Below are 25,767 nucleotides of genomic sequence, written 5' to 3'. Positions count from 1 at the left end.
AGGATCTATCAATGACAGTTGAATACACACCACCAAAAATTTGGGTTAATGACACTGATGGCGGTAATAAATGGGCGAACATTAACAGTCCTGAATCTGGTGCAAGGTATGAGAGAGAGCTTCCGATTGGCGAGCACGCTTTGCAACTGTATTCACTTGCGACGCCCAATGGTCAGAAGGTAACGATTCTGTTAGAAGAGTTATTGGCGCTAGGCATTAAAGAGGCTGAATACGATGCCTACTTAATCAATATTGGTGAGAGTGATCAATTCTCATCAGGCTTTGTGGATGTTAATCCAAATTCAAAAATCCCTGCTTTGGTTGATCACTCTGTCGATCCTGAAGTTCATGTTTTTGAATCGGCTTCTATCTTGGTTCATTTGGCTGAGAAATTTGGTCAGTTTTTACCAAAAGAAGGCAGTGCGAGAGTACAAACGTTTAATTGGCTATTTTGGGCTCAAGGCTCTGCACCATTCTTAGGTGGTGGTTTTGGTCATTTCTATGCGTATGCTGATGAAAAACAAGAATACCCAATTAACCGCTTTTCAATGGAAGCAAAACGCCAACTAGACGTACTTGATAAGCAACTTGCTAAAAATACTTATGTTGCAGGCGAAGAGTACAGCATTGCTGATATGGCGATTTGGCCGTGGTATGGCAACCTAGTATTAGGTAATTTGTATGATGCTGCGGAGTTTTTGCAAGTAGACTCTTACACCAACGTAGTGCGCTGGGCAAAAATGCTTGAAGCCAGAGAAGCAGTGCAGCGCGGTAAAATTGTCAATCGTGGGTGGGGCGAAGAGTGGGAGCAAGTACCAGAGCGCCATAGTGCCGCGGATATTGATATGGTATTAAGCAAGAAACCAAAATAATCACTGTTACGTAATGCAGATCAAACAAAGGCGACAGCATAATACTGTCGCCTTTTTTATTCGCATTTATCTGATCATTAACTTATTTTGGTTTGGTTATTGTTACGATCTAGCAATAAGTTACATCTCAAACAAGAAGTAATAACCATAACCAACCACAAAGGCAGGAACTGCTGAGTAGAAGGTTGCTAGCATTGCCGCTTTTGGCGCTAATGCAATTGCTGGAAATAGTGCGTCACCATCATTTGAAATTGCATTTGAAAGCTGTGCTTCCTCGGAAGAATGAGGTGAAACGGAACCGCTTGTTTGATGTTAATCACGACCTTGCGTCATAAGCACTACTGCTAGATATATCTATGATTCTTCGATGGATCTGTGTAAGCAAATTTGGAAGCATTTCAATATCGCTTTTTTAGATAAACTCAACTCTGTGGCAATAATTTAATGAATATTGGTATCGAAGGCGAAATGTAACTTGTAGCCAGACTCGGCGCTTCCCGTCAGTATCATACTTTTTTACTTTTTTACTTTTTTACTTTTTTACTTTTTTACTTTTCACTTGCCCTCACCATAGACTTTTAGCATCTGGCTAAATGCTGAATAGCTCTTCTAGTTTTGGCTCGCATTGTTAATGCATGAATAATGGGGACATAACAACGGTAGTTGAGTAAGCTTGAAAACAGAGTTAATAAATTTTTGAATACTTCTTAAGGTATTGATAATGTCCGTTTGACAATAAGAGCCGTCGTAATCGTTAAGTAACTAAACAAATGAGACCTTCCTCGGTTACCTTGCTTCCAGTTAGTTATTTTATAGCGAGGCTGAGGCATTGCTCTAAGTATTTGGATGAACTTAGTGGCTCAGATCGTGGGTTGATAATTTGGTTATCTGATTTAAGGAAATCAGCCAAGAAAACGTTATTGTTAGTAGTTATAAATAAGCTATACGTAAGACTTTAGATTTTTGAAGAAACATGTAAAATCAAAGCATTAAAAATTTATTAGGTGTAATTTTATGACGAAAAAAGTAAGTAAAGATGATCTGATTGCAGTAGAAAGGTATAAGTTTATTTTAGAAAAAATCAAGTATCTAGATTCCTTACATCAAATTCATTTTGCAGTCATCTATAAAGTTCTAACGGCATTAATATCTTTTATTATCATTGTGATTTTTTCAGGAATTGAAGAAAAGATTAAACCTGCTACTGTTGAATTTTCAGTTCAAGCTGCTGGAATGATATTAATTTTCACTTGTTTATTTTTCTTTGCAATGAGTTGTGCAATTCTAAGTTCTTGGCGAGATTATCGTATAGAAGAGGTTGATTTTTTAAGTACAATTGATACGAAAGTTGAAAGAAAGTTACCATCAAGTGACATTTCTTGGAGATGGAACGAAATTCAATTCATAGCTTTACTTATTACGCTGTGTTTATTAGGAGTAATTATATTTATGTATCCGAAAATTATTACTAACTTATTTTGATATAGTTAAATTTAGATAAAGAGAATACTTATATGACATTATCTTCAAAAGTAGAAAAAAAGGCATTAAAAGCTTTAGATTTACCAGCATTTCAAAGTATATCATTGAAGGATATTAAAAGTAATATTGAGACTATGCTTAATCACATCGGACGAGAAGGTGTGTTTAGTGAATATACAAAACATGACATAACCCATGTAAATAGTATGCTTTCTTTAGTTGATATTATTGTTCCTTCATCCACTTTTGATAGGTTAACTTCTGCTGAGTGTTTGATGATTACTCTTTCTATATATTTCCATGATATAGGAATGTTAGTGACGTCAGAAGAATATAATAGTAGGAATACAAATCATGAATATTTAGAATTTAAAGGTCGCTTTGAAAATGACAATATAGATATTGTAAATACAATTAGCTCAGATAAAAAAGATGATTATATTTTTCAAGAGTTTATTCGTGCTAATCACGCCAAACGAGTTAAAAATTGGATTTATGAAAGCAATAAACTTGGTGAGCATGGTAATGTTTCTTCTCAAATAATAGCAGAAATGCTGAGAAATATACCACAAGCATTTAAGAGAGATTTAGCATTAATATGTGAAAGTCATAATTTAGACGATATTAAAGATGTCAGTAAATATAAACCTGATGCCCAATACTCTCAAGTAGACTGCTCAAAAGTAAATGTTCAATATTGTGCTATAGTTTTGAGAACATGTGATCTTCTTAATATAACAAATGATAGAGCACCGACTTTAGAAATGAGATTAATCTCACCAAAGAATGCGATTAGTAAGCGAGAATGGTTAAAGCATAACTCAATAAATGTTATAAGAGCGAAGTCTAAAGTAAATATACATGGAAATATAGATAACTCAATTCAACCTGATACTTTTGAAGTCAGTGCTTTATTTGAAAGTGATGATGGTTTCTTCAGTTTAATGTCATATTTAGAGTATACAAAGTCTCAATTAAAACAAAGCCATAATATATGTAAAAAAACTAATACGGTATATTCTGTTGATTTTGAATTTCCTTGGGTTGATATTGATGATAGCTCTATTGAAACTAATGGATTTAGCCGAGAACAATTATTATTTACATTAGATCAAACTAAGATATTAGATCTTTTGATTGGTCATACTTTATATAATGACTCGTCAGTTGTTGTTCGTGAATTAATTCAAAATTCATTAGATGCTTGTAGCTTAAAATCCTTTGTAAATAAAAAGAATAATTCCCATGCTTATAAAGCAAATATTAAGATAGAAGCTGAATCAGATTTTAAAAATATATCAATTACAGATAATGGAATTGGTATGACTCTTGATGTTATAAAGAATTATTTATTAACGGTTGGTTCTTCTAGATATCAAGATAAAGAGTTTATAAAAAACCATCAGGGGTTTACCGCTATAAGTCGATTTGGAATTGGCTTACTAACTTGTTTTATGATTGCGGATGATTTAGATATTATAACAAAAACAGAAGAGTCAGATAATGGTATTTTGATTAAGATAAGGAAGGTTCATGGTAAATACTTGCTCAAAGAACTTTCGTTTCATGAATTACCTAATGAAATAAAAAAATCTGGCACAAAAATAATAATTTACCCTCGTTCTTCGGCTGTTGATACTTGTAAAAAAATTAAAGAGAATTTAAAACGATGGATACTTGTTCCTAAACATAAAATAATATTTAATCATAACGGAGATGAAGAAGTTATTGGCTATAAAAATACAGATGATTATCTTCGCTCTCACTTAGAAAGTATTGGTAAAGATGGAGAAAAATATAAAGTCGAGACTCAAAATATAGATGGTGTCGATGTGTCTTATGGTCTTATTTATAATAAGATTTTTAAGGAGTGGGAGTTTATGATTGTTGACACTCGTGATCTTCAAAATATATCAGGAACTTGCATTGAAGGGATTCGTGTTGCTTATGAAACGCCAGGGTTTAATACGCAAACTATTTTAGCTATTGCTAATTGCTATGGATATAATTCTCCCAAGACTAATGTTGCTAGAGATAGAATAGAAGCAACTGAGCAAAAAGATCAAATGTTAAAAAAAGTATACGATTCTTATCGGAATCATATATCTAGTGAAATTAATAGCTTATGCAAAAATAATTTTTCAATATCGTGGGCATCACGCGAAGCCGGTTTATTATTACAAGGATTACTTAATAATCGACGCTATGTAAATAGAAATGATAAACAATTAGTTGAAAATGATGAACTCTTTAATAATTCATTGTATGAACTTGACCTAGTTCTTAAGGAAACACTTGAAGAGAGAGAGTTAACATCAATTGATAAACTTATAAATTCAAATGAATTTTGGACGATAGATAGTAGTACTTATCGATCAGCAGACTCTCTTATAAGAGATACTGAAAATCTAAAAGATAATCGCTCAGCTTTATCCATTATGAATAGTATATATGGAAATGCTAAATCAGCTCAAACAGATCATATTAATCAACTTGTATGCTTTCCATCTTATGATATATCTTCAGATTATGTATTTAATCAACTTCTTGAAAATTTTGGAGTTAGCGAAATAAAGATAATAGCCTCCCAAAGACGAGTAGATCTAAAGTGGAATAAAGAATCAAAAAATTCATGGAAAAAAATACTACTAATGGATAACAGACCTGAAGGTAATTTATTTATACAAAATTCAGGGGAAGAAGTCGTATGCTCTGATGAGCCATCTATTGGTGTAATTAAATCTAAGAATATTATTTTTATTCTAAAGGGTAGTGAACTTCATGATTTATAAATAGATGATAGTAATCTGGATTATGGAGAAATAGATGATAATACATACCGTTTTGTTTTTTCTACTTTGTTGGAAATGATAAATGGTTGCCTTTTTTTAGATGAAATTACAGACATTAGTGTCGAGGAGTTATTTAAACGTAAATTTTCAAGAAACGAATCAGTAAATAGAGATATTGATGAGTTTACTAAATATATTGACTTAACAAAGTTAAAAGAAGCTCTAATTAATACTAAGTTTGTTAATTTAGATATTACTACTTGGAGGCGTTCAGCTTTCCATTATTAGTATTATAAGATGAACTTTTTTGGTTTTATAAAGTAACTGATTTTTTTACGTTTTAATACAAAAGGCGATGGATAACACTGTCGCCTTTGTTGTTTCATCTATTCGCATTTTCAGGTTTAGTTTATCTAGCTAGTGAAGGCTAGATGGTAGTTGTGGAAAGTTTTTTAATCAACAACGCCGATTTACTGCGTAACTAATAGCTTAGATACACGCTCAACCATAGTCACTAAATACCCATTTGGGCCATATAAGGTATCACCTTCCCAATGACCAAACTCAGCATTTTCATTAAAAATAGATGGACGTTGAGATATATTTATACGATTAGGAATTAGTTTTTCCCCTGCTTCCGTGTCTTTACGTTGCTTATAGGTTTTTTCTTTTCGAGGTAGAAGAGTTTTCCAGTACTCTTATTTCTTTAGGTTGTAAATAGTACAGCAAGATATTGTATTTTATATACTTTGCTTCATCTTTCCAGCTATTTGCTTAGGACACCAATCTATTCCAAGAGGAGGCTTTATTATATCTTTGCGCTTTTGACTGCATTTAGTGTATTTTTTGCAAATGTCCGTTTTTGAAAAGTGTGCCTATGTGCTTGATCTGCACCATAGCTGCCTATAGGGCAGCGTAATAATTCAATTGAAATTGATTTATTACCTCGCTGAAGCATTTTTCCTATTTCACGAGCTGAAATACTGAGTGAATTCCAAGCTTCGCTCTGGTATCTTTCGGCTAGTGTCAGTTGCTTATATTGGTTTCCCATGTGGTTACCAGGCTTATTGTGTGAGAGCTTGAAGCTTATAGGCAACTGATTCTCTTATCTATACCAAAGTGTATCGGTTATTCTTGGGATCTAGGAAGTATTACATCTCAAACAAGAAGTAATAACCATAGCCAACTACAAAGGCAGGAACTGCTGAGTAGAAGGTCGCAACCATTGCCGCTTTTGGTGCTAATGCAATTGCTGGAAATAGGGCGTCACCATCATTTGAAATTGCATTTGAAAGCTGTGCTGACATTGGCATCGCACCGGATAAATATAGGCTCGTCACTAAAATCTGAGGACCACAGCCCGGAAGTAAACCAATTGCCAAGCCAATCAGTGGCATCCACATTCCATAACCTAAAAATACCGTGTGTAAATCGATGCCAGAGAAGTAGGTTGATAGTTCAAAAATTAAGAAAGCGACAATTACCCAAGCAGAGACAAAATTGGTGTCTTGTGCCGCCTTTTGCATTGGATGAGAACTTACACACTTATTATCTTCTGAAACCGTTGATTGATAATCACTGATCTCTTTGGTTAACGACCATAACATCATGCTGCCAATCGCTAATATTGCGCCAATCCATTCAATCGTGTGTTGTGGTAAATGAAACAGTTGATTGATATCTACTTGGAACGAACCGAGTAGGGCAATCACTGTTGCAGGAATTAATACCCATTTCCAAAATACACCCTGTAAGTTGATCGCCTTTACTTGTAAGCATGACGTGTTTTTCTCTGAATTTTCAGCTTTCTGATCTTGTTGTTTATCTTGGGTCTCAGGACGTAAAAAATCGTCTTTATGTAATGCATTTACAACCATACCTGAGATGGCGCCAACCACAACACCTAGAGCCATTACGCCAAATCCTACTTTAGGTTGTGCTGCAATTAATAAGAAAGCGGCATCACCCATGGTAGCGGTTAATACTGCGACGACTGAGCCAAAACCTACTTTACCGCTGATGTATTGAGTGGTCACCACTATCGCACCGCCACAACCCGGTAAGGCACCAAGTAATGAAGAGAAGATGACTTGATTGGTACGAGATTTATTATAAAGCGCAGTAATACGGTTGGTTTTACCCATTATATTCGATAGGTAATGATAAATAACCAATGTGAAAGCTACGTAGGTAGATACCGCCCAAAAAGCATCAGATAACGTTGTGACGGTGATTTCCCGTGTTGTCTCTGCACCTACTAAAGCTAATAAAGTAATAGGCAATAATAGACGCTTGTGTTGCAGTGAAAACTGCGAAAGCGAGAGTGATTGTGAAAATGAATGAGTAGTCATCATAATAATAAAGCCATCAGTAAATGCGAATGATTATCAGTATATGTAAATGAGAATTATTATCAACTATCATTTCAATAGTTTTTACCGATGGATAAATTAATTTTATGGAAACAGATTGATTAGCATAAAAGTCTGCATACTTATTTGATAACAGAGAATAGTTAATTAAAAGCTATCAAATGTTAAGCAAAAGTTGTGATTGTGCGCTTGTTTGGTGAGATCAAATGCTGACGAAATCAAGAAATTTGATAGTATCGGCTACTAGAGTGGGCCAGAGAGCTTACTAAGCAATAACTTTTATACAGTTAAAAGTGATACAGTCATGAGGGAATATATGAAAGCAGTTGAAGCGAATTTTGATGGTCTTGTTGGACCAACGCATAACTACAGTGGTTTATCGGTAGGGAATATTGCCTCTAAAAATAATAAATCTGGTGCATCGAACCCAAAACAAGCCGTAAAGCAAGGCCTAGAAAAGATGAAAGCTCTACATGATATGGGCTTTGTTCAAGGAGTATTAGCACCACAAGAGCGTCCAGATATTCATACTCTACGCCGTTTAGGTTTTTCCGGTTCAGACGCTGAGGTGCTACAGAAATCTCATCAATATTCACCTCAATTGCTTGCTGCATGTAGCTCAGCGTCAAGTATGTGGACAGCAAACGCAGGTACGGTTTCTCCAAGTGCCGATACCTCTGATGGCAAAGTCCATTTTACTCCTGCTAACTTAATTAATAAGTTTCATCGTTCAATTGAAGATGAAGTCACTGGCAATATTTTAAAAGCAACATTTGCAGATGAAAAACACTTTGCTCACCATGAAGCGTTGCCACACAGTGATTACTTTGGTGATGAAGGTGCAGCAAATCACACTCGTTTTTGTAATGAATATGGCGAACAAGGCGTTGAGTTCTTTGTTTTTGGTAAAAGTGCGTTTGATGAAAGCTACCTTGCTCCGAAAAAATACCCAGCACGCCAGACGTTAGAAGCGAGTGAAGCAATTGCACGAACGCATGGTTTACGCGAGCAATTTACGGTGTTTGCACAACAGAACCCTGATGTTATTGACCAAGGGGTATTCCATAATGATGTTATTGCTGTTGGTAATAAAAATACCTTATTTTGCCATCAACAAGCATTTTTGAATCAAGAACAAGTGAAGTTAGATCTAAGTGCTTCTTATGGTTCTGGCTTTAATGTTATTGAGGTGCCAACAGATAAAGTGTCGGTGCAAGATGCAGTTGAAACTTACCTGTTTAACAGTCAGCTAATCACTAAACCGGATGGGACTACCTTGATCATTCTTCCACAACATTGTCGTGAGAACCCAAGAGTATGGGCGTATCTAAATGAGCTAGTAGAACAAAAACGCGGCATTGATGAGTTGCATACCTTTGATTTAAAACAGAGTATGCAAAATGGCGGTGGGCCAGCGTGTTTACGTCTACGTGTTGTATTAAATGAAGCAGAGCAAAAAGCCGTCAATCAACATACCTTGATGAACGAGCAGCTGTTTACAACGTTAAATCTGTGGGCTGATAAGCATTATCGAGATCGTATTGAAGACAAAGATCTTGCGGATCCTCAATTGTTATTAGAATCACGAGCAGCGTTGGATGAGTTAACACAAATCATGCAGTTAGGCTCTGTTTATCCATTCCAAAGATAAATTGAACCGCTAAAAAGAAGCCAGAGTGAGAGCTCTGGCTTTTATCTTTTACATTGTAAATCGTCGTTATACGGTGGTTTACAGCTAATATTTCTGTTTAATCTAATGATTTTTTAAATCGTTTTGAGGCAACAAATAAACCAATGATGGTAAAAATGATCATCCAGACAGTATCTCGCCATAAATCAATTAAATCAGCTCCGCGCAAAACAATGCCTCGAATTAATCTCATAAAGTGTGTTGCAGGTAGGACTTCTGCTATCCACTGAGCAACGACGGGCATTCCTTCATAGGGGAACATAAAGCCTGATAATAAAATCGATGGCAATAGAATGAATATCGTCATTTGCATCGCTTGAAGCTGTGTTTTAGCGATGGTTGAAATAACTAACCCTAGAGTAAGACTGGCAGAGATAAATAGTAAAGTCCCGAGCAAAATTTGGCTTAATGAGCCATTAATCGGAACGTCAAAAATGAAATACCCTAACCCAAGAATAATGAATACTTGAATTAAACCGACAAAGATATAAGGGATGATTTTAGCAACCATTAGTTCAAAAGAGTGAATAGGGGTAGTAATAAGTAATTCTAAGTTTCCTCTTTCACGTTCTCGTACAATGGCTGAGCTGGTGAAGAGTATCATTGTCATGGTTAAGATAACGCCTAATAGTCCCGGTACAATATTCACTGCGGATTGTCGGCTAGGGTTATAAAATAGCGTCACCTCAAATGTTTTAGCATGGGCATTATTGCGAATATCAAAATCCAAATCGCTTAATGGCATGCTTTGCAATCCAAGAATGGCTGCACTTATCATAGTGTCTGAGCCATCCACAATCCATTGTCCTAGCTCTCTGCCTTGTACCATACGTTGTGTAATGTCTTTGGGTAATATCAGAGCAGCACGCACAACGCCTTGCTGAATTGCTTTTTCGGCTTCTTTTACTGTTGGATAATGTTGTTTAACACTGACGACTTGCGTGACTTTCACTGACTCAGTAATGAGTCGGCCAAAAGTACTCTCACTTTGGTCAACAACCGCAATGGGTATATCTCTAATATCAGTATTAATAGCGTATCCAAATAATAACAATTGTATTAAAGGGATCATAATAACCATACCAAAGGTCAACTTATCTCGTGATAATTGACGAATTTCTTTGACCATGATGGCTTTCATTCGATTGAGTGACTTCATTGACGACCCTTCCCAGTTACAGTAACAAAGACATCTTCTAAACTTGGACGCGCAATATTCATTTCGGCATCTTTTAATTCAGGGAATTCAGATCTTAACCATGAAATGGGGTCACTAATATCTTGATGAATAAGTACTCGTAATCGAATACCTATTTGGGCTGCAGATCTGATTTCATTACGTTGAATTAATGTGTTTTTTAATGCGCGTAAATTATCTGTTTTCACTTCAACGATATTAACCCCCATGTTGGCCATTAATGTCTCTGGCTCTCCATCGGCACGGATAACGCCTGATTCCATTATCGCCAATCGATGACAACGTTCAGCTTCATCCATGTAATGGGTTGTGATAAGGATGGTGGTTCCTTTGTCTGATAAATCAAACAATTGCTCCCAGAAATCTCGACGATTCTCAGGATCAACCGCAGAGGTCGGTTCATCTAAAAACAATAGTTCAGGCTTATGCATGGTTGCAGCTGCTAATGAAAGGCGCTGTTTTTGACCTCCACTCATGCCTGATACTCGTTGTTTTCGTAATTGATCAAGCCCATAGGTAGAGAGTTGCTCCGTTATACGTTGGAGTAACGTTTGTTTTTCCATACCAAAAATTTGGCCAATGAATTCGAGGTTTTCTTCTACACTCAAATCATCATACAAAGAGAATTTTTGCGTCATATAACCAATTTTTAAACGCAGAGCTTCTGATTCTTTAGGGATACTTAAACCAAGGACATTCACCTGACCAGAGGTAGGGCTTAATAGGCCGGTTAAGGTACGAATGGTAGTAGATTTACCACAACCGTTAGGGCCTAAAAAGCCATAAATACAGCCTTTAGGTACGGATAAGTTAATGCCATCAATAGCGGTAAAATCCCCAAATTTTTTCACAACATCAGTAGCTTGAATAGCAAACTCAGTCATTTGCGTTGTCCTTTTCTAAGAGCACTTGGGCAGGTACGCCAGAAGGTAAAGAGGCCGCAGATTCAGGTAAATCCACTTCCGCTAAATACATTAAATGAGATCGGTCTTCTTCTGTTAAGGCGTAATATGGCGTAAATGACGGTTCAGAGGAAACCCAACGAACGGTTCCTTTAAATGGAGAGCTAACACCATCCACAGTCACTGAAAATGTTTTCCCTGGGAGGAATCCAACACGATAAGAGGCAGGAACGTAAACACGAGCGTAAGGGATACGATTGGCTTGAATAACAGCAACAAAACCATTTACAGGAACACGCTCGCCAAGGTTATACGGAGGATTATCTAAAATGCCGTCACGAGTGGCGACGATGGTTAATTCATCCAGTTTCTGTTGCTGCAATACCACTTCAGCATCCATCGCATCAAGTTCAGCTTTTGCTTGGTCTATATCTTCTGGTCTTGCTCCTGCGGTTAATTTTGAGAATTTTTCATTAGCTGAGTTTAATGTAGCGCGCGCAGAGTCTCGGGAGGCGAGGGCAGTATCTTTATTGGATTGGCTGGTGAGTTTTTTCTTTACTAGCTCAACCATTCGACGGTAATTTTTTTCAGCATCAATAAGTTGTGCTTTTGCTTGGTCTACTTTGGCTTTGGCTGATGCAATATCTTCTGGACGTTCACCATTGGTTAAGCGTAATAAATAGGCTTGGGCTTTCGCGGCGTTTGCAATGGCATGGGCAAGGATGGCGTTTTGATTTTTTGTGTCCAATTGGACCAATACGTCACCGACTTTGACTTCACTGCCTTCTTTGATAGGTAAAGCTCGGATAATTTCATTTGAAGTCGCGGAGAAAGTGACCCGGTCTCGCTCTAAGGTTCCTAATGCTTCATCTCCTTTGTCTGAGCCACAACCTTGTAATAGTGCGATACATAAGAATCCTAAGAATAGCTGTTTCATCTTTAAATCTCCTGACATTGATTGTTTACTTATCGCCTAATCAGGGGATCGTCATAGCTTAAAGTAATATCAATTGCTTATAAGGTATTTAAAGAAACTATACTCAATTAACGAGAAGCGCAAATTATTTAATTCAATTTAAAATGCGCTTTCGCTTAATTACGCTTTTGAGTGAAGCACGCTCATTAAATCATCAACAAAGTGATTCAGTGCACGCTCTTCAATAGTTCTAATTTTTAGCTGCTGAGAGTCACTTAGCATGTGGTACATACTCGCGGCACCAAAGTCACCAAAGATAATATTCGCGTCTGCATCAAATAAGGTGTTATGCGCATACAAATCACCATGACACACTTGGTTATCGTGTAGGTGATCAAACACATTACGCATTTCAGCGGTCATTTTATTGATGTGCTCTAACGATAAGGTAAACCCTTCTGGGAAGGTATCACGGGTGCAGCTTTCTAAGCTTGGTGGTAAGCCTAAATTTTTGTAATCCGCAGGGATCAAGTTCATGATCAATGCCAGATGATTGTCTTCATTCACCTGTGCTAATGATTGCACTAAACTTGGGTGATTGCCTACTTTTAAACACGCTTGCAACTCATCTTCAGGGTAACCATCACTGGTAACTTCACCTTTAAATACTTTAACGGCAATTTCTTGTGGGAAATCCGTTTGCGCTTTATTCCAACGAGCTTTAGAAATAACACCTGATGCGCCTTGGCCTAATACCTCTTCTAAAGTGTAGTCTGATGAGGCGATACTAGGAACGGATTTCACCTTCACATCGGATTTACAGAATGGATTACCCGCAAACGCAAACCATGCCAGTTTAGGCAAATTAAGTAATTGATCTGGGCACGTGGTCAATTGGTTTGCTGAAATACGCAGTAACTCCAAGTTATGCAGTTGAGACAAGTTGTTTGGCAGTTCAGTCAGTTTGTTGCCTGCTAATGCCAGTTTTTGCATTAAGTGGCAATCACCCAATGAGTTAGGTAATGCTTCAACTTGGTTATCGGTTAAGATCAACCAGCGTAATTTTGGTGGAAAGGCATCTTCAGGAACATGCTGAATTTGACACGATTTGAATCCAATCATCTCAAGATGTTGACACTGAGCCAGAACATCAGGGAATACAGTAAATGGATTGTTTGATGCAAAGAAAATCTTCAATTTAGGTAATTGAGCAATCTCAATCGGTAGCGTAGTTAGTTGATTATTCGATAAATCTAAGATTTCTAATGAATCAGCAAGAGATAAAATCTCAAGTGGAAACTCTGTTAACCCTTCACTTAATTGTAATCGAGTAATGCCTTGTAATTCACCGGATTGTAACTGCGCTAATGTATGCAAACTAATTTACCTATGTTGTTTGTATTTTTCCGCCGATTGTACGGTGTTTCAGTATGAAAATCTAATGACAACAAACATGGTATTAATGCTTAGTCATCTTCGGTGGTAAAATATTATCCACTAAGCGTTCTATCCAATTAAATTTCTCTGAATTCATGTGCTTAGTATTGTAGATGAGGCCTATCTTCATCTCATGGCGTTTTAATTTATCTTTAACTTTCACAAGAGCGTATTTTGCTGGATCAAGCACTTCCATTAAGCTCTGTGGAGCGATGAAAAGCATATCTGATTCTTCAAGAGCCTTTAAAATAGGATTAACTTGCTGACAACGAAATTCAGGTTGATGGCTGATGTCTTTATTTGAATATTGAGGCGCTAACATGGTTTTAAAGTTAAATTCAGGGACGATTAATCCTGCCAGTGGGTAGTTAAAGACTTCTTGAAGGTCGATAGTCTGATTTGCCATTGGGTGGTTAATATTACAGACCCCAGCATAAGTAAATAAACCGACTGGTACTTGTCGTAACTCTTTGGAGACATCAATAGGATAATAGTTAAGGGCAAAATCAAGCTCGCCGTTAATTAAATCATCCGCAGTGGTTTGAGTAAAACTGTGCAGTTCAATACTGACATTAGGCGCATCTTTTTTAATTGCTTGGCAGATCTGATACCCATGAGTTTCAATCACAAACCCATTCATTGCGATCTTGATTTGTCCTGTTAGTTGTTTTGGCGAGAAGCTGTCGTTTTGTAGAGTACCTTCAAGCGCTTCGAAGATCTTAGGTAGACTGATCGCCAACTCTTCAGCTTTTGGTGTGAGTTTTAATCCGCGTGATTGTCGGATAAATAAAGGGTCATCAAATTCTTCTCGGATCTTGGCTAGAGTACGGCTTACTGCGGGTTGGCTAGTATTAAGTCGCTCAGCTGCTTTATTGGTGTTTTTTTCTTGCAGTAGCACTAAGAGAGTTTTAAGTAGATTAAGATCAAATTTGGCTAAATCCATTTTATGCCCTTATTGATAGCTATCGATTAACTATAAACTAACGTCATTCATTAGAAATATCAAATCTGTTATATCAGCAATACGTGTATGCCATTGGTAGAGCCCTCCATATTCGTTACTTTCATTACATCGAATTTAGATGTGCCATTTTAAGGAATAAGAGGGCTTTTAAATTTAAGGATAAATAGAATAACGACAATAGGTGTTCCAATGCAGATACATCCTACCAGTTTAGAGTTTGAAAACCTCCCTAGTGTTTATGCACTTCTCGATTCCATTATATTTATGTGGTTTATTGTTTTAGTTACGGTTGCCATTATTTCATGGGTAGCGGCTAAGATTTGGCATATTCATTCTATTCCAAAGCATTTGGCGAAAGAAAAAGGCTTAGCGCAGGCTAAATTGATTTTTTGGATGTGTATTTTAGGTCTAGTGTGGAAACCACTATGGGTGCTGGCAGTTCTGGCTATTGTCACCGATTGGGATAAAGTTCAAGCATGGTTTAAAGGGGCACAATCATGAAAGAGATAATGTTGCCGTATATTTTAATCGTGTGGTTATTGTTTAAATTTAATGTATTAAAGCGAACTGCGGGGAATTACTTTGTCACCACTTTTGTGGGTGTAATTTTAGCACTAGCACTATTTTTTGGACATCGATTCTATTCGCCAGCGGATTTAACCAACTCTACGACAGTTAAAGCCCCTCATGCTGTGCTGTCTCCATCCGTTGGTCAGCATATTGATGAGATCTACATTGATCATAACCAGCATGTTAAGAAAGACGATGTACTTTATCTGCTTAAAGATGACAAAATTACTTCTGCGATAATCGAGGTTGAGTCTGCTCAATTAGAAGTAGAAAAAAGCATTGAAGCAAAGAAGGTCGCTTTACAGCAAGCAGAACGTAATCATCAGCGAAACCTAGGAATGAAAGAACATGTATCAGTGCGTGATACGGAAGAATCACAAGACTTGGTTGAAATGTTAATCGCTGAAATTCATGTGTTAGAAGCCAAAGATTTAGGCTTAAAAGCACAACTTACGAATTTAAATTTTGAATTGGATCGTTTAACGATCACCGCGCCTTTTGATGGCATGGTGACACACGTATTTATTGCTGACGGTTCTCGGATCGGTTCACTTCACTTATGGGATACCAGTAAGAAGTTTGTTGAAATGCGTATTCCAGATCAATCGTATAAAAATATTCAGCCGGGGCAATTTAGTGAGTTTTTTGTAACGGCGTATCCGGGGGAAATCTTTAGAGCAAAAGTACACAGTGTAGTCAATGCGACTGGCGAAGCGCAAGGTAGCTTATTACCTCAAGAGCAGCTTGTATCTCGTCATATTCAACGTGGTTCGGCACCAGTCGGGCGAACGGTGATTCTTGAAATAGACCAAGAAACGATGGATATGCTACCAATTGGAGCGACAGGCTCTGCATGGATAAGTGCCGAGAAGCCACATTCAATTTTAGGGTTTATGGATATTATCGGTGGAGCGACGGTAAGACTAACGGCTGCAAAATCTTATCTACAAGCTTTGTAGTTATATAATGTAGAGCAACACAATGTTAAAGAAGGCGAGTTAATTTCATTGAGTGAAGTTAGCTCGCTTTTTTATGTATGTACTGATTAACTAAGTGATCTTTTTACGCTAATCTGCCGTAATATTAAAAAGATAAAGTTAATGGAGCTAACGATGATGATAAAACGTATAACAAAAATGGGTTTCATAGGAACATTATTATTCATGCTAAGCGGCTGCTTAGGGATGCCAAAGGGCGTTGAACCCGTATCAGGCTTTGAGTTAAATCGCTATTTAGGTAAATGGTATGAAGTGGCGCGATTAAATCATTCTTTTGAAGAAGGGTTAAGTAAAGTCAGTGCAGAATACAGCATTAATGAAGATGGAAGCGTTAAGGTCATTAACCGAGGCTATTCAAAAGAAGATAAAGAGTGGAGTCAAGCAGAAGGGAAAGCGAAATTCATTGGGGCAGAAGACCAAGGGTATTTGAAAGTCTCGTTCTTTGGCCCTTTCTACGGTTCATACGTGGTGTTTGAATTAGATAAAGAAAATTACCAATATGCGTTTGTATCAGGTCCTGATCTTGATTACTTATGGTTACTCTCTCGAACAAAAGAGGTTGACCAAGAAGTGATTGAGCATTTTGTATCAATGGCTCAATCACTTGGTTTTAAAACAAATGAACTTATCTTTGTTGAGCAATAATTAATTGTCGCGTTAGTTAACGAATATTGGATATTCCAATCTATTAACTAGCGCGCTAATTTATGATGCGCTCGTGAAAAGTGTCCCGCACAAAATGCCCCAACAATAGATAATTCACCCGCCAAACATAATGCAGCACATACTTCAGCCAGAGCTTGAGATTTACCTGCGCCATGTAATCCCATTAATTCTAAACAGGCTTTTTGGCTTGGTAATCCAGTTCCACCACCAACCGTACCCAGCATTAAGTTTGGTAGGGTGACACTCGCATACAAATCTCCGTTTTTATCCACTTCAATACGTGTCATACCAATAGCAGATTCAGCTACACACGCAGCATCTTGACCACACGCAATATAAAGAGCAGCAAGGGCATTGGCATAATGAGCATTAATACCTATAGTTCCGCTGAGTGTCGCACCAACTGTACTCATTTGAGTAAATTGCATCATTTTCTCAGGGGTGGTGTGTAGGTATTTTTTCACTAACTCAGCAGGAATATGCGCTTCGGCAGTGACTTTTTTGCCGCGAACACTGCGCAAAGTTTGGCTGCTTGCTTTTTTATCTCCTGATAAATTGCCATCTAAATAGGCATTTTCAGGCGTGATAGGGGAGTTTTCCATGATGTAGCTAAACACGGCATTGGTCGCAATGGTTACCATATTTTGTCCAGAAGCATCACCAGTTAAAAACTCAAAGACCAGATAAACATGATTGCCTTCGATACTGATATTAATGTCGCTGAGTTTCCCATGTGATGTGGTGGATTCTGCCAGTTGTTTGAACGTGTCGTATTGAGTCACCGCCCATGCCACAAATTGTCCAGCTTCAGCTAAACCAAAAAAAGCAAACGCAGGGGTGCGAGTTACCCCTTCATTTAATAGCATGGCACTTGCGCCACCACTTGCCGTTAGCAGTTGTGCCCCGCGATTATAAGAGGCCACTAAAGCCGCTTCTGTGGTTGCAAGAGGCACTAAGTAATCATCATTGGCAAATAAGCCATTCACACGTAATGGGCCTGCAAGACCAACTGGCAGTTTAACCGTACCAATAAAATGCTCGATATTTTTCTCGTACACATGGCTTTGGGCCTGGGTGTGCGGGTCGAGTAATTCTGATTGCAGCTCAGGTTTGGCTAGCTTATCCCAACGGCGAGTTAGGTTTTTTTCTGTTAGATAAGGGCTAGGGGTAATTTTATTTATTGGTCTTTCAAAGTGAGGGTTGAGCGATTGCTCTAATTTATCTGCAGAGATATCGCCCCCTAAGATTGATACGTAGTCGCGGCGATGCAGATTCAGTTTTGGCATAAGAACATATTAATTACAGCAAATGTTGAAGGAGATTCTACTGTTTCGTATCAGATAAACAAGGATAATGACAAAAAGCGTTACAGTTTTACCTCTCAATTTTGAACTAAGATAACGACAAATATTTTCGATTCTTACGATAAATATTCATTATTGGACTACGTTTAGATAATGTTAGTTAATGCCGTCGACAACTTGTTAGATTACAAGGATTGTTAGGGATAACACGCCCTAGGTTATGCTTCGATATTCCAACGAAGTATTTTCTTTTGATGGCCCTATTTATGTGAGGTCGAGATTTGGAACATTCGGTTAATTTGGATCGTATCCGTGCTGAGTATAATGTAAAGCACTGGAGCCAAGGTTTTTACGGTATTGATGATAATGGTGAAGTGTATGTTTCACCACGTAGTGAATCTGATCATCAAATCCCATTAAGTCATATTGTGAATCAATTAGAGCAGCGAAATATCGGATTGCCTGCTTTGGTTCGTTTTCCTCAAATCGTTCATCAGCGCGTACATAATATTTGTAATGCATTTAACCAAGCGATTGATGAATACCAATATGAAAACCATTATCTTCTTGTTTACCCAATTAAAGTAAACCAACAAAAAGAAGTGGTTGATGAAATTCTTGCAAGTCAGGCGCAATTAGAGCAAAAGCAATTAGGTCTAGAGGCGGGCAGTAAGCCTGAGCTATTGGCCGTACTAGCGCTAGCTCAAAAAGCGAGTTCAGTTATCGTATGTAACGGTTATAAAGACCGCGAGTACGTACGCTTAGCGCTGATTGGTGAGAAACTTGGTCACAGTGTTTTTATCGTTCTAGAAAAATTATCAGAATTAGATTTAGTTCTATCTGAAGCAAAAGCATTAGGTGTTAAACCACGCCTTGGTTTGCGTATTCGTCTTGCCTCTCAAGGTGCAGGAAAATGGCAAGCCAGTGGTGGTGAAAAATCGAAATTTGGTTTGTCTGCCTCTCAAGTATTGACGGTAATTAACCGTCTGAAAGCAGAAGACCAACTAGATATTTTAGAACTTGTGCATTTCCACCTTGGCTCACAAATGGCAAACATTCGTGATGTTCGTAATGGTGTGAGTGAAGCGGCTCGTTTTTACTGTGAATTACGTGATATTGGCGCAAAACTAAAATACCTCGATGTGGGCGGTGGTTTGGCGGTGGATTACGATGGTACTCGTAGCCAATCATCTAACTCGATGAACTATGGTTTGGCGGAATACGCGCGTAATATCGTGATGACAATCGGTGACATTTGTCAGCTTTACTCACAACCAATGCCAGTGATCATTTCTGAATCTGGGCGTTCGTTAACAGCGCATCACGCAGTGTTAATTACTAACGTTATTGGTACAGAAAGCTACACACCAGAAGCAATAGAAGCGCCTTGTGGTGATGATCCTTTGTTACTACACAATATGTGGCGTAACTTAGAGCAGTTAGAAAATGGCGGTGATGATCGCGCATTAATTGAGATTTATAACGATACTCAATGTGACGTAGCAGAAGCGCATAATCAGTTTGCGACAGGCATGATTAACCTGCAACACCGTGCATGGGCAGAGCAAATATCATTACGCATTAATTATGAATTAAGCGTAAAAATGAGCACTAAGAACCGTTACCACCGCCCAATTCTAGATGAATTGAGCGAGCGTTTAGCGGATAAATTCTTTGTGAACTTCTCTCTGTTCCAATCATTACCAGATGCATGGGGTATTGATCAGGTTTTCCCTGTAATGCCATTAAGTGGTCTTGATAATGCGGATGAACATCGCGCAGTTGTACTGGATATTACGTGTGACTCAGACGGTACTATTGACCAATATGTTGATGGTCAAGGTATTGAAACCACACTGCCAGTACCGGCTTGGAACCCTGATGAGCCTTATTTGATGGGCTTCTTCTTAGTAGGGGCATACCAAGAGATCTTGGGTGATATGCATAACCTATTTGGTGATACTCACAGCGTTGTTGTGAATGTTGATGAAAACGGCGAAGCGAATATTGATTACATCAATGAAGGCGATACCGTTGAAGATATGATGCGTTATGTGCATATCGATGTGGATTTGATCCGTCAAAACTACAAAGACATGGTAACAGCGAAAGTTGCAGAAGAAGAACAACAAAGCGTGCTTGAAGAGTTAGAGCAAGGCTTAATGGGTTACACCTATTTGGAAGATTTTTAATGAACGATTTATTCACCAAAAAAGACTATTCATTGTACTCAAATGCAATGACATTTATGCGTCGTCCATTGGTACAAAACCCAATTGATAACGATGCTGACATCGTGGTATTAGGTGCGCCATTAGATATGGCAACCTCAGGTCGACCTGGTGCGCGTTTAGGTCCAGATGCGATTCGTCGTGCATCGGTAAATCTAGCGTGGGAAGGTAAAAAATTCCCATGGGATTTCAATGTATTTGATCATACAAAAGTTATTGATTCAGGCGACCTTGTTTTTGATACAGGCGATGCAGAAGATTTAACGGTACGTCTTGAAGCTGCGGCTGATGCGATTCTAAATAGTGGTAAAACGCTATTAGGTTTAGGTGGTGATCACTTTATTACTCTGCCTTTGCTACGTGCTTATGGTAAAAAATACGGTGAAATGGCATTAATTCATTTTGATGCTCACACGGATACTTATAGCCATGGTAGTCGTTATGATCACGGTACTATGTTCTATCATGCACCAAATGAAGGGCTAATTTCACCAGAGCACTCTGTTCAGATTGGTATTCGTACTGAGTATGAAAAAGAAGATCACGGCTTTAATGTGATTAACGCAATGCAAGCCAATGACATGAGTGTTGATGCCATTATCGAACAAGTAAAAGGTATTGTTGGCGACAAACCAGTCTACCTAACGTTTGATATTGATTGTCTTGATCCTGCCTTTGCTCCGGGTACAGGTACACCGGTATGTGGTGGCTTAAACTCAGATAAGATCTTAAAAATCATCCGTGGTTTGCAAGGTATCAACATGGTTGGTATGGATGTGGTAGAAGTATCACCTGCGTATGACCAAAGTGATATTACAGCATTGGCTGGTGCGACGATTGCTTTAGAGTTGTTGTATGTTTGGACTGCGAATCGTTTAAACAAATAAGCATTATAAAAGCTAAGTAAGATATATAAACCCGCTGAATGAGAGTTCAGCGGGTTTATGCTTTTCAGGATTCAGGATTTTTATTTAAAACAGCGAGATTGTGAAACTTGTGCTTTCTTGTTTATCGCTTGCATAACCGCGTTAGGATTGGCTTTATATAAACGATTTAAAGACGTCGCTGTTTTTAATTCTGTTTGCAAATATGACGTGTAATCTTTGAATGTATTCATCTGCTTAGAACCGTAACTTTGTTGGCATGACTGAACCCAATCAACATAATGGTTAAAAAATATTGAGGCATCTTTGGTTGGCATCGCCGTCATTAAATACGCCATATCTCGGCTGGTTTGAAAGTGCTGAAAATCAATGGGTGTATCCCAATATCCGCCCCAATAAATGAATCCGTTTTTAGCAAAAAGATTAATCACTTCTTCTGCAAATCCCTTTCTGTCTTCCTTCCCTAAGCGCTGCAACATTCGGTTTGAATATTCATGGCCTTTTAATGGTTTGAATGTAGCGGTTCCCCAGGAGGTAAATTCAACAAATGGATTTTGTAACGGGTTAATATCAATAGCAACGCCATAAGCGTGTAAAGAGAGGGATGATTTTCCTGCAATCGGTCGATAGTTAAATGCTGAGGTGTTATTAGCATCCATAGATTTAACATCATTGCCCGCGTAATACTCAATAGGCTTTGCTTGAGCAATTGGAAAGCCTTGCTGATACAACTCATCAAAAATACGTTCAACGTGAGGTGCCACTGCATCTAAGACAACAAGTTTACCTGTCGCTGTTTTCCCATCAAACGTGTAATGCTTAAAGGTGACGTTACGTAAACGGTCACATTGAACGGGTGCTTTAGTCGACATAACGCCTTTGCCGATCATGGCTTGGCATTGAGATGAACTAAGTGGAGTTACGTTAGCCCAAAGTGGGGAGGAGAAAACAGTCATAGCAACTGCACTTATTATAGAGATGACTTTCATTTTTTAGAGTACCTAACCATGAACTGTGTGAATTATTTTATGTGTTGATAATAAATGCATAACAGGACTATAGCAGTATTTATTTAGGGATTTAGAGTAAATATCGCCTCATTTACAAATAGTGATCTCCCTTCAAAGTTACTTTTGTCGAATTTTAATGATCGATACAAGGAGATTGGTAGACATCAACAAACACTAGGGATAAAATTTTGGTGCTTTACTTAGGTATCATAGGAATAAGTAATTATTCTTGTCATTATGCCATTGATGGCTTTTTAGTTAATCAGGGAAAGATGCGTATCTGGATAAGTTTTAGTGTTAAAGAATATCCAGATGAGTATCTGATCCTTGTCGATATAGACGTAGGAGTATAGAGTCATAATGTCGAACAAATTTAAAACAGCAATTGCAACGTTTCGTGCTTTTCCTCGACGTATTCGCTGGAGTACTTATGCAATAACCAGTTATTTCTGTTATGCGGCACTGCTTGGTTTGTTAATCCCTTATATTGCTAAACAGCAGATCCCTGAGCAAGTGTCTAAATTGATTGAAAGACCGGTGACATTAACAGATATCACTATCAACCCCTTTACTCTTCAGTTAGATGTTCATCAATTTGCTATTTTAGAAGAATCGACGCCTTTTATTAGCTTTGAAGATGCTCGTGTTCAGGTTAATTTTTGGGAATCCATTTTCAATGCAGCAATCTCAATTGAATATATAGCACTAGATAAACCTTATATTGATATTAAGCGCTTAAATAATACAGAGCAGCTGGTATTTAATTTCAGTGATATTTTAGATGCCGTAAATCGTAATTTGGCTTCAGAAGAAAAGCTTGAACCCAAGATACAAGAGCCTAGAGATCGCCATAAGGCACTATTCCCTGTACTGATTAAACAAACTACTTTAACGCAAGGTAATGTACGCTTCGTTGATGGTGTTACAGCAACAGAATTAGCGTATCCCGATATCAATTTCACGTTAGGTGCGTTTTCTACTCAAAGCCTATTAACGGATGCAGAGCAAAAGAATAACTACAATGTGAAAATTACCGATGCAGATTCTGGCAAGGTAGAACTGAAAGGCCAAGTGCAATTAAAACCACTAGAAGTGGTTGGTGATATTAATGTTCAGCAGGTTCAATTACCACGCTTATGGGGATTCATTGAAAAAGACATTATTGCCAAATTAACTTCGGGTAATGTGAATTTTTCATCGAACTATCATCTGGCTCAAACCATCGGTGATATCGAAAGCGACGATACGATGAGCATCACTAGCGACAATGGCCTATTCTCCATCCATAATCTAAATTTTAATGCAGAAGATAAATCGATTATTTCTTTGCCTGATTTTTCTGTGAATGGCATAGCGACGAATGTAGAGAAACAAACCGTTAAGATTGTTTCTGTTACTTCTCATGGTTTAAATGTGTCGACAAAAATAGACGATAAAGGGGCCGATCTTGTTACCTTATTTACCCCTAAATTTATTACAGAAGAGTCAAAAGAAAAGAAAGAAGAACCTGTAGAAAAAGAGACTAAACCTACTGCTGATGCGCCTTCATGGTTAGTGACACTGGGTGGCGTAGAAATTAAAGACTACCAGTTAAACGTCGAAGAGAAAGTCATTACCAAAAAAGCCAATCAATGGCAGATATCTCCAATTAACTTAACGACAAGTCAGATTGTAAGTGATCTATCTAAGCCAATAGATTTTGATTTCTTTACGTCGGTTAATGGTAAAGGTGATATCAGCGTTAAAGGTCAAGCCAATGCCAAACAACAAGCCGTATTGGCTGATGTTGATGTTAAGTCATTGAAGTTAGAGCAATTCCAACCTTATTTAGCTACGGCCGTAAATGCAACCTTAACCAAAGGGGAAGTGAGTACGCAAGCTAAGTTAAACGCCAATGCAAAAGGTAATGTTGAGGTTAGCGGTGGGGTTCAAGTAAATCATCTTTCAATTCGTGATAATAAGTTAAGAAAACCGTTCGTAAAATGGCGTTCATTAGCGGTCAATCAGTTTGATTTTGATTTACAAAAAAATAAATTAGCAGTCGATACGTTAAGTTTAAGCCAGCCTTATGCGCGAGTGGTGATCAATGAAGATCGTACCACCAATATTGGCGACTTAATGGTGGCACAGCCGAAAGCTAAAAAATCGAAAACAATAGCCAAGAAAAAGGATACAAAACCGTTTGATTTAAGAGTTAGAAAAATTGCGTTCAATAATGGTTCAGCATTCTTTGCAGATAACTCCCTTACGCCGAATTTCTCTTCAGGCATTGAGCAATTAAAAGGCAATATCGGCCATGTATCGAGTATTCCAGGCACAAAAGCAACGGTTGATATTAGCGGTAATATTGAAAAGTACGCACCGGTAAAAGTAAAAGGTGAAATAAATCCATTACTTAAGCAGCCTTATTTGGATCTCGATGTCATATTCCAAAGTGTAGAGCTAACCACGGTTAACCCTTATTCAGGCACGTATGCAGGTCATTACATTGATAAAGGCCAATTAACGTTAGCGCTTAACTATAAATTAGAAAACAACCAATTAAAGGGTGAGAATCACGTAATTATCGACCAACTACAGCTAGGTAAAGCCAGTGACAGTGATTTAGCAACGTCACTACCGTTAGAGTTAGCGATCGCTTTATTGCAAGATAACGATGGAGTGATTGATTTAGGGGTTGAAGTAACTGGAGATGTAAATGATCCTGAGTTTAGCCTTGGTGCGGTGATTTGGAGCACTATTTCAAACATTATAACTAAAGCAGTAACTGCGCCATTCTCGTTTATTGCAGGCCTTGCAGACTCAGATGAAGAATTGAATGTGATTGCGTTTGATTTTGGTGCGAATACGTTAACAAGTGAAGAGCAAGAGAAATTAAAAACGTTAGGTGCAGCCTTAGAAACTCGTCCGAAACTAAAATTAACGGTTGATGGGGCTGTTAATGCACCAGAAGACAGTAAAGCGTTAGCCCTTGCGCAATTTAATGAGAAACTTGCCGAGAGCGCGCAAATGACCGTTGCCGAATTACCTGCGAATTTAAGTGCGAGTACAATGCCAACTTCTGGGAAATTATCTGATGGATTACAAAAGCTTTATAAAGCCGAATTTGGTGAAAAAGCGAGTAAAGTAGAAGATAAAATTGAAGATGATCAAGATGAAAATGAAAAGGGTGTAGAGCTAACCGATGAAGAGTTAGATCAGCGCTGGCATATTGCATTGTATAATTTAGTGCTCAATAAGCAAGAAATCGCAAAAGGTGAATTAGGTCAACTGGCGCAACAACGTGCTCAAGCAGTAAAAGCCTATTTGGTTGATATCGTTAAAGTCGATGCATCTCGTGTGTTTTTACTCGATAGCCGATTTGATATTGAGCAAGATACGAGTAGCGTATTGCTAACACTTGAAGCTAAGTAACCTCAATAGCTACTGGGATTGATTCAGTGAGATAGAAAAATGGCGACCAAATAAATCTGGTCGCC

Annotated in this window: 18 protein-coding genes and 3 pseudogenes; 10 read left to right on the top strand and 11 right to left on the bottom strand. The window is 37.9% G+C overall.

Annotated features, from left to right (window positions below):
- Positions 1 to 11: 11 nt before the first annotated feature.
- Positions 12 to 872 carry a glutathione-dependent disulfide-bond oxidoreductase gene (gene yghU / locus PVK70_RS00530; protein WP_130046643.1) on the top strand — a complete coding sequence of 287 codons (861 nt, stop codon included), beginning with the start codon at positions 12 to 14 and terminating at the stop codon, positions 870 to 872.
- A 120-nt stretch (positions 873 to 992) separates the two neighbouring features.
- Here yghU and PVK70_RS00525 read toward each other — a convergent pair.
- Together PVK70_RS00525 and PVK70_RS00520 are read right to left on the bottom strand one after the other, a co-directional pair.
- Positions 993 to 1,142 (bottom strand): annotated as a pseudogene (locus PVK70_RS00525) (putative manganese transporter); the annotation flags it as partial.
- Between the two features lie 52 nt (positions 1,143 to 1,194).
- Positions 1,195 to 1,702: pseudogene (locus PVK70_RS00520) on the bottom strand (transposase); the annotation flags it as partial.
- 184 nt (positions 1,703 to 1,886) lie between these two features.
- On the opposite strand from PVK70_RS00520, the gene PVK70_RS00515 reads away from it, so the two are divergent.
- Positions 1,887 to 2,354, top strand: coding sequence for a hypothetical protein (locus PVK70_RS00515; RefSeq protein WP_130048396.1), 468 nt, complete (start codon positions 1,887 to 1,889; stop codon positions 2,352 to 2,354).
- Between the two features lie 32 nt (positions 2,355 to 2,386).
- Positions 2,387 to 5,146, top strand: a complete 2,760-nt coding sequence (locus PVK70_RS00510; RefSeq protein WP_130048395.1) for an HD domain-containing protein — start codon at positions 2,387 to 2,389, stop codon at positions 5,144 to 5,146.
- A gap of 476 nt (positions 5,147 to 5,622) precedes the next feature.
- Here PVK70_RS00510 and PVK70_RS00505 read toward each other — a convergent pair.
- Together PVK70_RS00505 and PVK70_RS00500 are read right to left on the bottom strand one after the other, a co-directional pair.
- Positions 5,623 to 6,197: pseudogene (locus tag PVK70_RS00505) on the bottom strand (IS30 family transposase); the annotation flags it as partial.
- A gap of 100 nt (positions 6,198 to 6,297) precedes the next feature.
- Positions 6,298 to 7,500, bottom strand: coding sequence for a putative manganese transporter (locus tag PVK70_RS00500; RefSeq protein WP_130048393.1), 1,203 nt, complete (start codon positions 7,498 to 7,500; stop codon positions 6,298 to 6,300).
- Positions 7,501 to 7,834: 334 nt separating this feature from the next.
- On the opposite strand from PVK70_RS00500, the gene astB reads away from it, so the two are divergent.
- The gene (astB, locus tag PVK70_RS00495) at positions 7,835 to 9,169 is read left to right on the top strand and encodes an N-succinylarginine dihydrolase (protein ID WP_130048392.1); all 1,335 of its coding nucleotides are present in this window, start codon (positions 7,835 to 7,837) and stop codon (positions 9,167 to 9,169) included.
- A gap of 97 nt (positions 9,170 to 9,266) precedes the next feature.
- Here the strand turns inward: astB and PVK70_RS00490 are convergent, their stop codons facing one another.
- From PVK70_RS00490 to PVK70_RS00470, 5 genes are all read right to left on the bottom strand, one after another.
- Complete coding sequence (locus tag PVK70_RS00490) at positions 9,267 to 10,367, bottom strand: ABC transporter permease (RefSeq protein ID WP_130048391.1); 1,101 nt, start codon at positions 10,365 to 10,367, stop codon at positions 9,267 to 9,269.
- On the bottom strand, positions 10,364 to 11,290 hold the full coding sequence (locus PVK70_RS00485; RefSeq protein ID WP_130048390.1) for an ABC transporter ATP-binding protein: 927 nt from the start codon (positions 11,288 to 11,290) through the stop codon (positions 10,364 to 10,366). The genes PVK70_RS00490 and PVK70_RS00485 overlap by 4 nt, the downstream gene beginning before the upstream one ends.
- Entirely contained in the window at positions 11,283 to 12,245 is a 963-nt protein-coding gene (locus PVK70_RS00480; protein ID WP_130048389.1) for an HlyD family secretion protein, read from the bottom strand. Before PVK70_RS00480 ends, PVK70_RS00485 begins: the two co-directional genes overlap by 8 nt.
- 159 nt (positions 12,246 to 12,404) lie before the next feature.
- Positions 12,405 to 13,601: a leucine-rich repeat-containing protein kinase family protein gene (locus PVK70_RS00475; protein WP_130048388.1), complete on the bottom strand. Its 1,197-nt coding sequence runs from the start codon at positions 13,599 to 13,601 to the stop codon at positions 12,405 to 12,407.
- 82 nt (positions 13,602 to 13,683) lie between these two features.
- Positions 13,684 to 14,604 carry a LysR family transcriptional regulator gene (locus PVK70_RS00470; protein WP_130048387.1) on the bottom strand — a complete coding sequence of 307 codons (921 nt, stop codon included), beginning with the start codon at positions 14,602 to 14,604 and terminating at the stop codon, positions 13,684 to 13,686.
- Between the two features lie 210 nt (positions 14,605 to 14,814).
- Here PVK70_RS00470 and PVK70_RS00465 point away from each other — a divergent pair, with 210 nt between their 5' ends.
- From PVK70_RS00465 to PVK70_RS00455, 3 genes are all read left to right on the top strand, one after another.
- Positions 14,815 to 15,126, top strand: a complete 312-nt coding sequence (locus tag PVK70_RS00465; RefSeq protein WP_069594506.1) for an Mg2+ and Co2+ transporter — start codon at positions 14,815 to 14,817, stop codon at positions 15,124 to 15,126.
- Positions 15,123 to 16,154 (top strand): HlyD family secretion protein, encoded by a 1,032-nt coding sequence (locus PVK70_RS00460; protein ID WP_130048386.1) that lies wholly within the window; start codon positions 15,123 to 15,125, stop codon positions 16,152 to 16,154. Before PVK70_RS00465 ends, PVK70_RS00460 begins: the two co-directional genes overlap by 4 nt.
- 156 nt (positions 16,155 to 16,310) lie before the next feature.
- Entirely contained in the window at positions 16,311 to 16,838 is a 528-nt protein-coding gene (locus tag PVK70_RS00455; RefSeq protein ID WP_130048399.1) for a lipocalin family protein, read from the top strand.
- Positions 16,839 to 16,885: 47 nt separating this feature from the next.
- On the opposite strand, the gene PVK70_RS00450 is transcribed toward PVK70_RS00455, so the two are convergent.
- Entirely contained in the window at positions 16,886 to 18,145 is a 1,260-nt protein-coding gene (locus tag PVK70_RS00450) for a hydroxymethylglutaryl-CoA reductase (protein WP_130048385.1), read from the bottom strand.
- A gap of 317 nt (positions 18,146 to 18,462) precedes the next feature.
- Here PVK70_RS00450 and speA point away from each other — a divergent pair, with 317 nt between their 5' ends.
- Positions 18,463 to 20,355: an arginine decarboxylase gene (speA, locus tag PVK70_RS00445; protein ID WP_422836540.1), complete on the top strand. Its 1,893-nt coding sequence runs from the start codon at positions 18,463 to 18,465 to the stop codon at positions 20,353 to 20,355.
- Positions 20,355 to 21,281, top strand: coding sequence for an agmatinase (gene speB / locus PVK70_RS00440; RefSeq protein ID WP_130043625.1), 927 nt, complete (start codon positions 20,355 to 20,357; stop codon positions 21,279 to 21,281). The genes speA and speB overlap by 1 nt, the downstream gene beginning before the upstream one ends.
- Before the next feature lie 80 nt (positions 21,282 to 21,361).
- Here the strand turns inward: speB and PVK70_RS00435 are convergent, their stop codons facing one another.
- Positions 21,362 to 22,267, bottom strand: a complete 906-nt coding sequence (locus PVK70_RS00435; protein WP_130048383.1) for a M15 family metallopeptidase — start codon at positions 22,265 to 22,267, stop codon at positions 21,362 to 21,364.
- 381 nt (positions 22,268 to 22,648) lie between these two features.
- Between PVK70_RS00435 and PVK70_RS00430 the strand changes: the two genes are divergently transcribed.
- Complete coding sequence (locus tag PVK70_RS00430; RefSeq protein ID WP_130048382.1) at positions 22,649 to 25,702, top strand: DUF748 domain-containing protein; 3,054 nt, start codon at positions 22,649 to 22,651, stop codon at positions 25,700 to 25,702.
- Positions 25,703 to 25,767 lie beyond the last annotated feature (65 nt).

This window comes from Aliivibrio sp. A6, assembly GCF_028765505.1.
Taxonomy (GTDB): domain Bacteria; phylum Pseudomonadota; class Gammaproteobacteria; order Enterobacterales; family Vibrionaceae; genus Aliivibrio; species Aliivibrio finisterrensis_A.
This window is presented reverse-complemented; position numbering and strand designations above follow the sequence as displayed.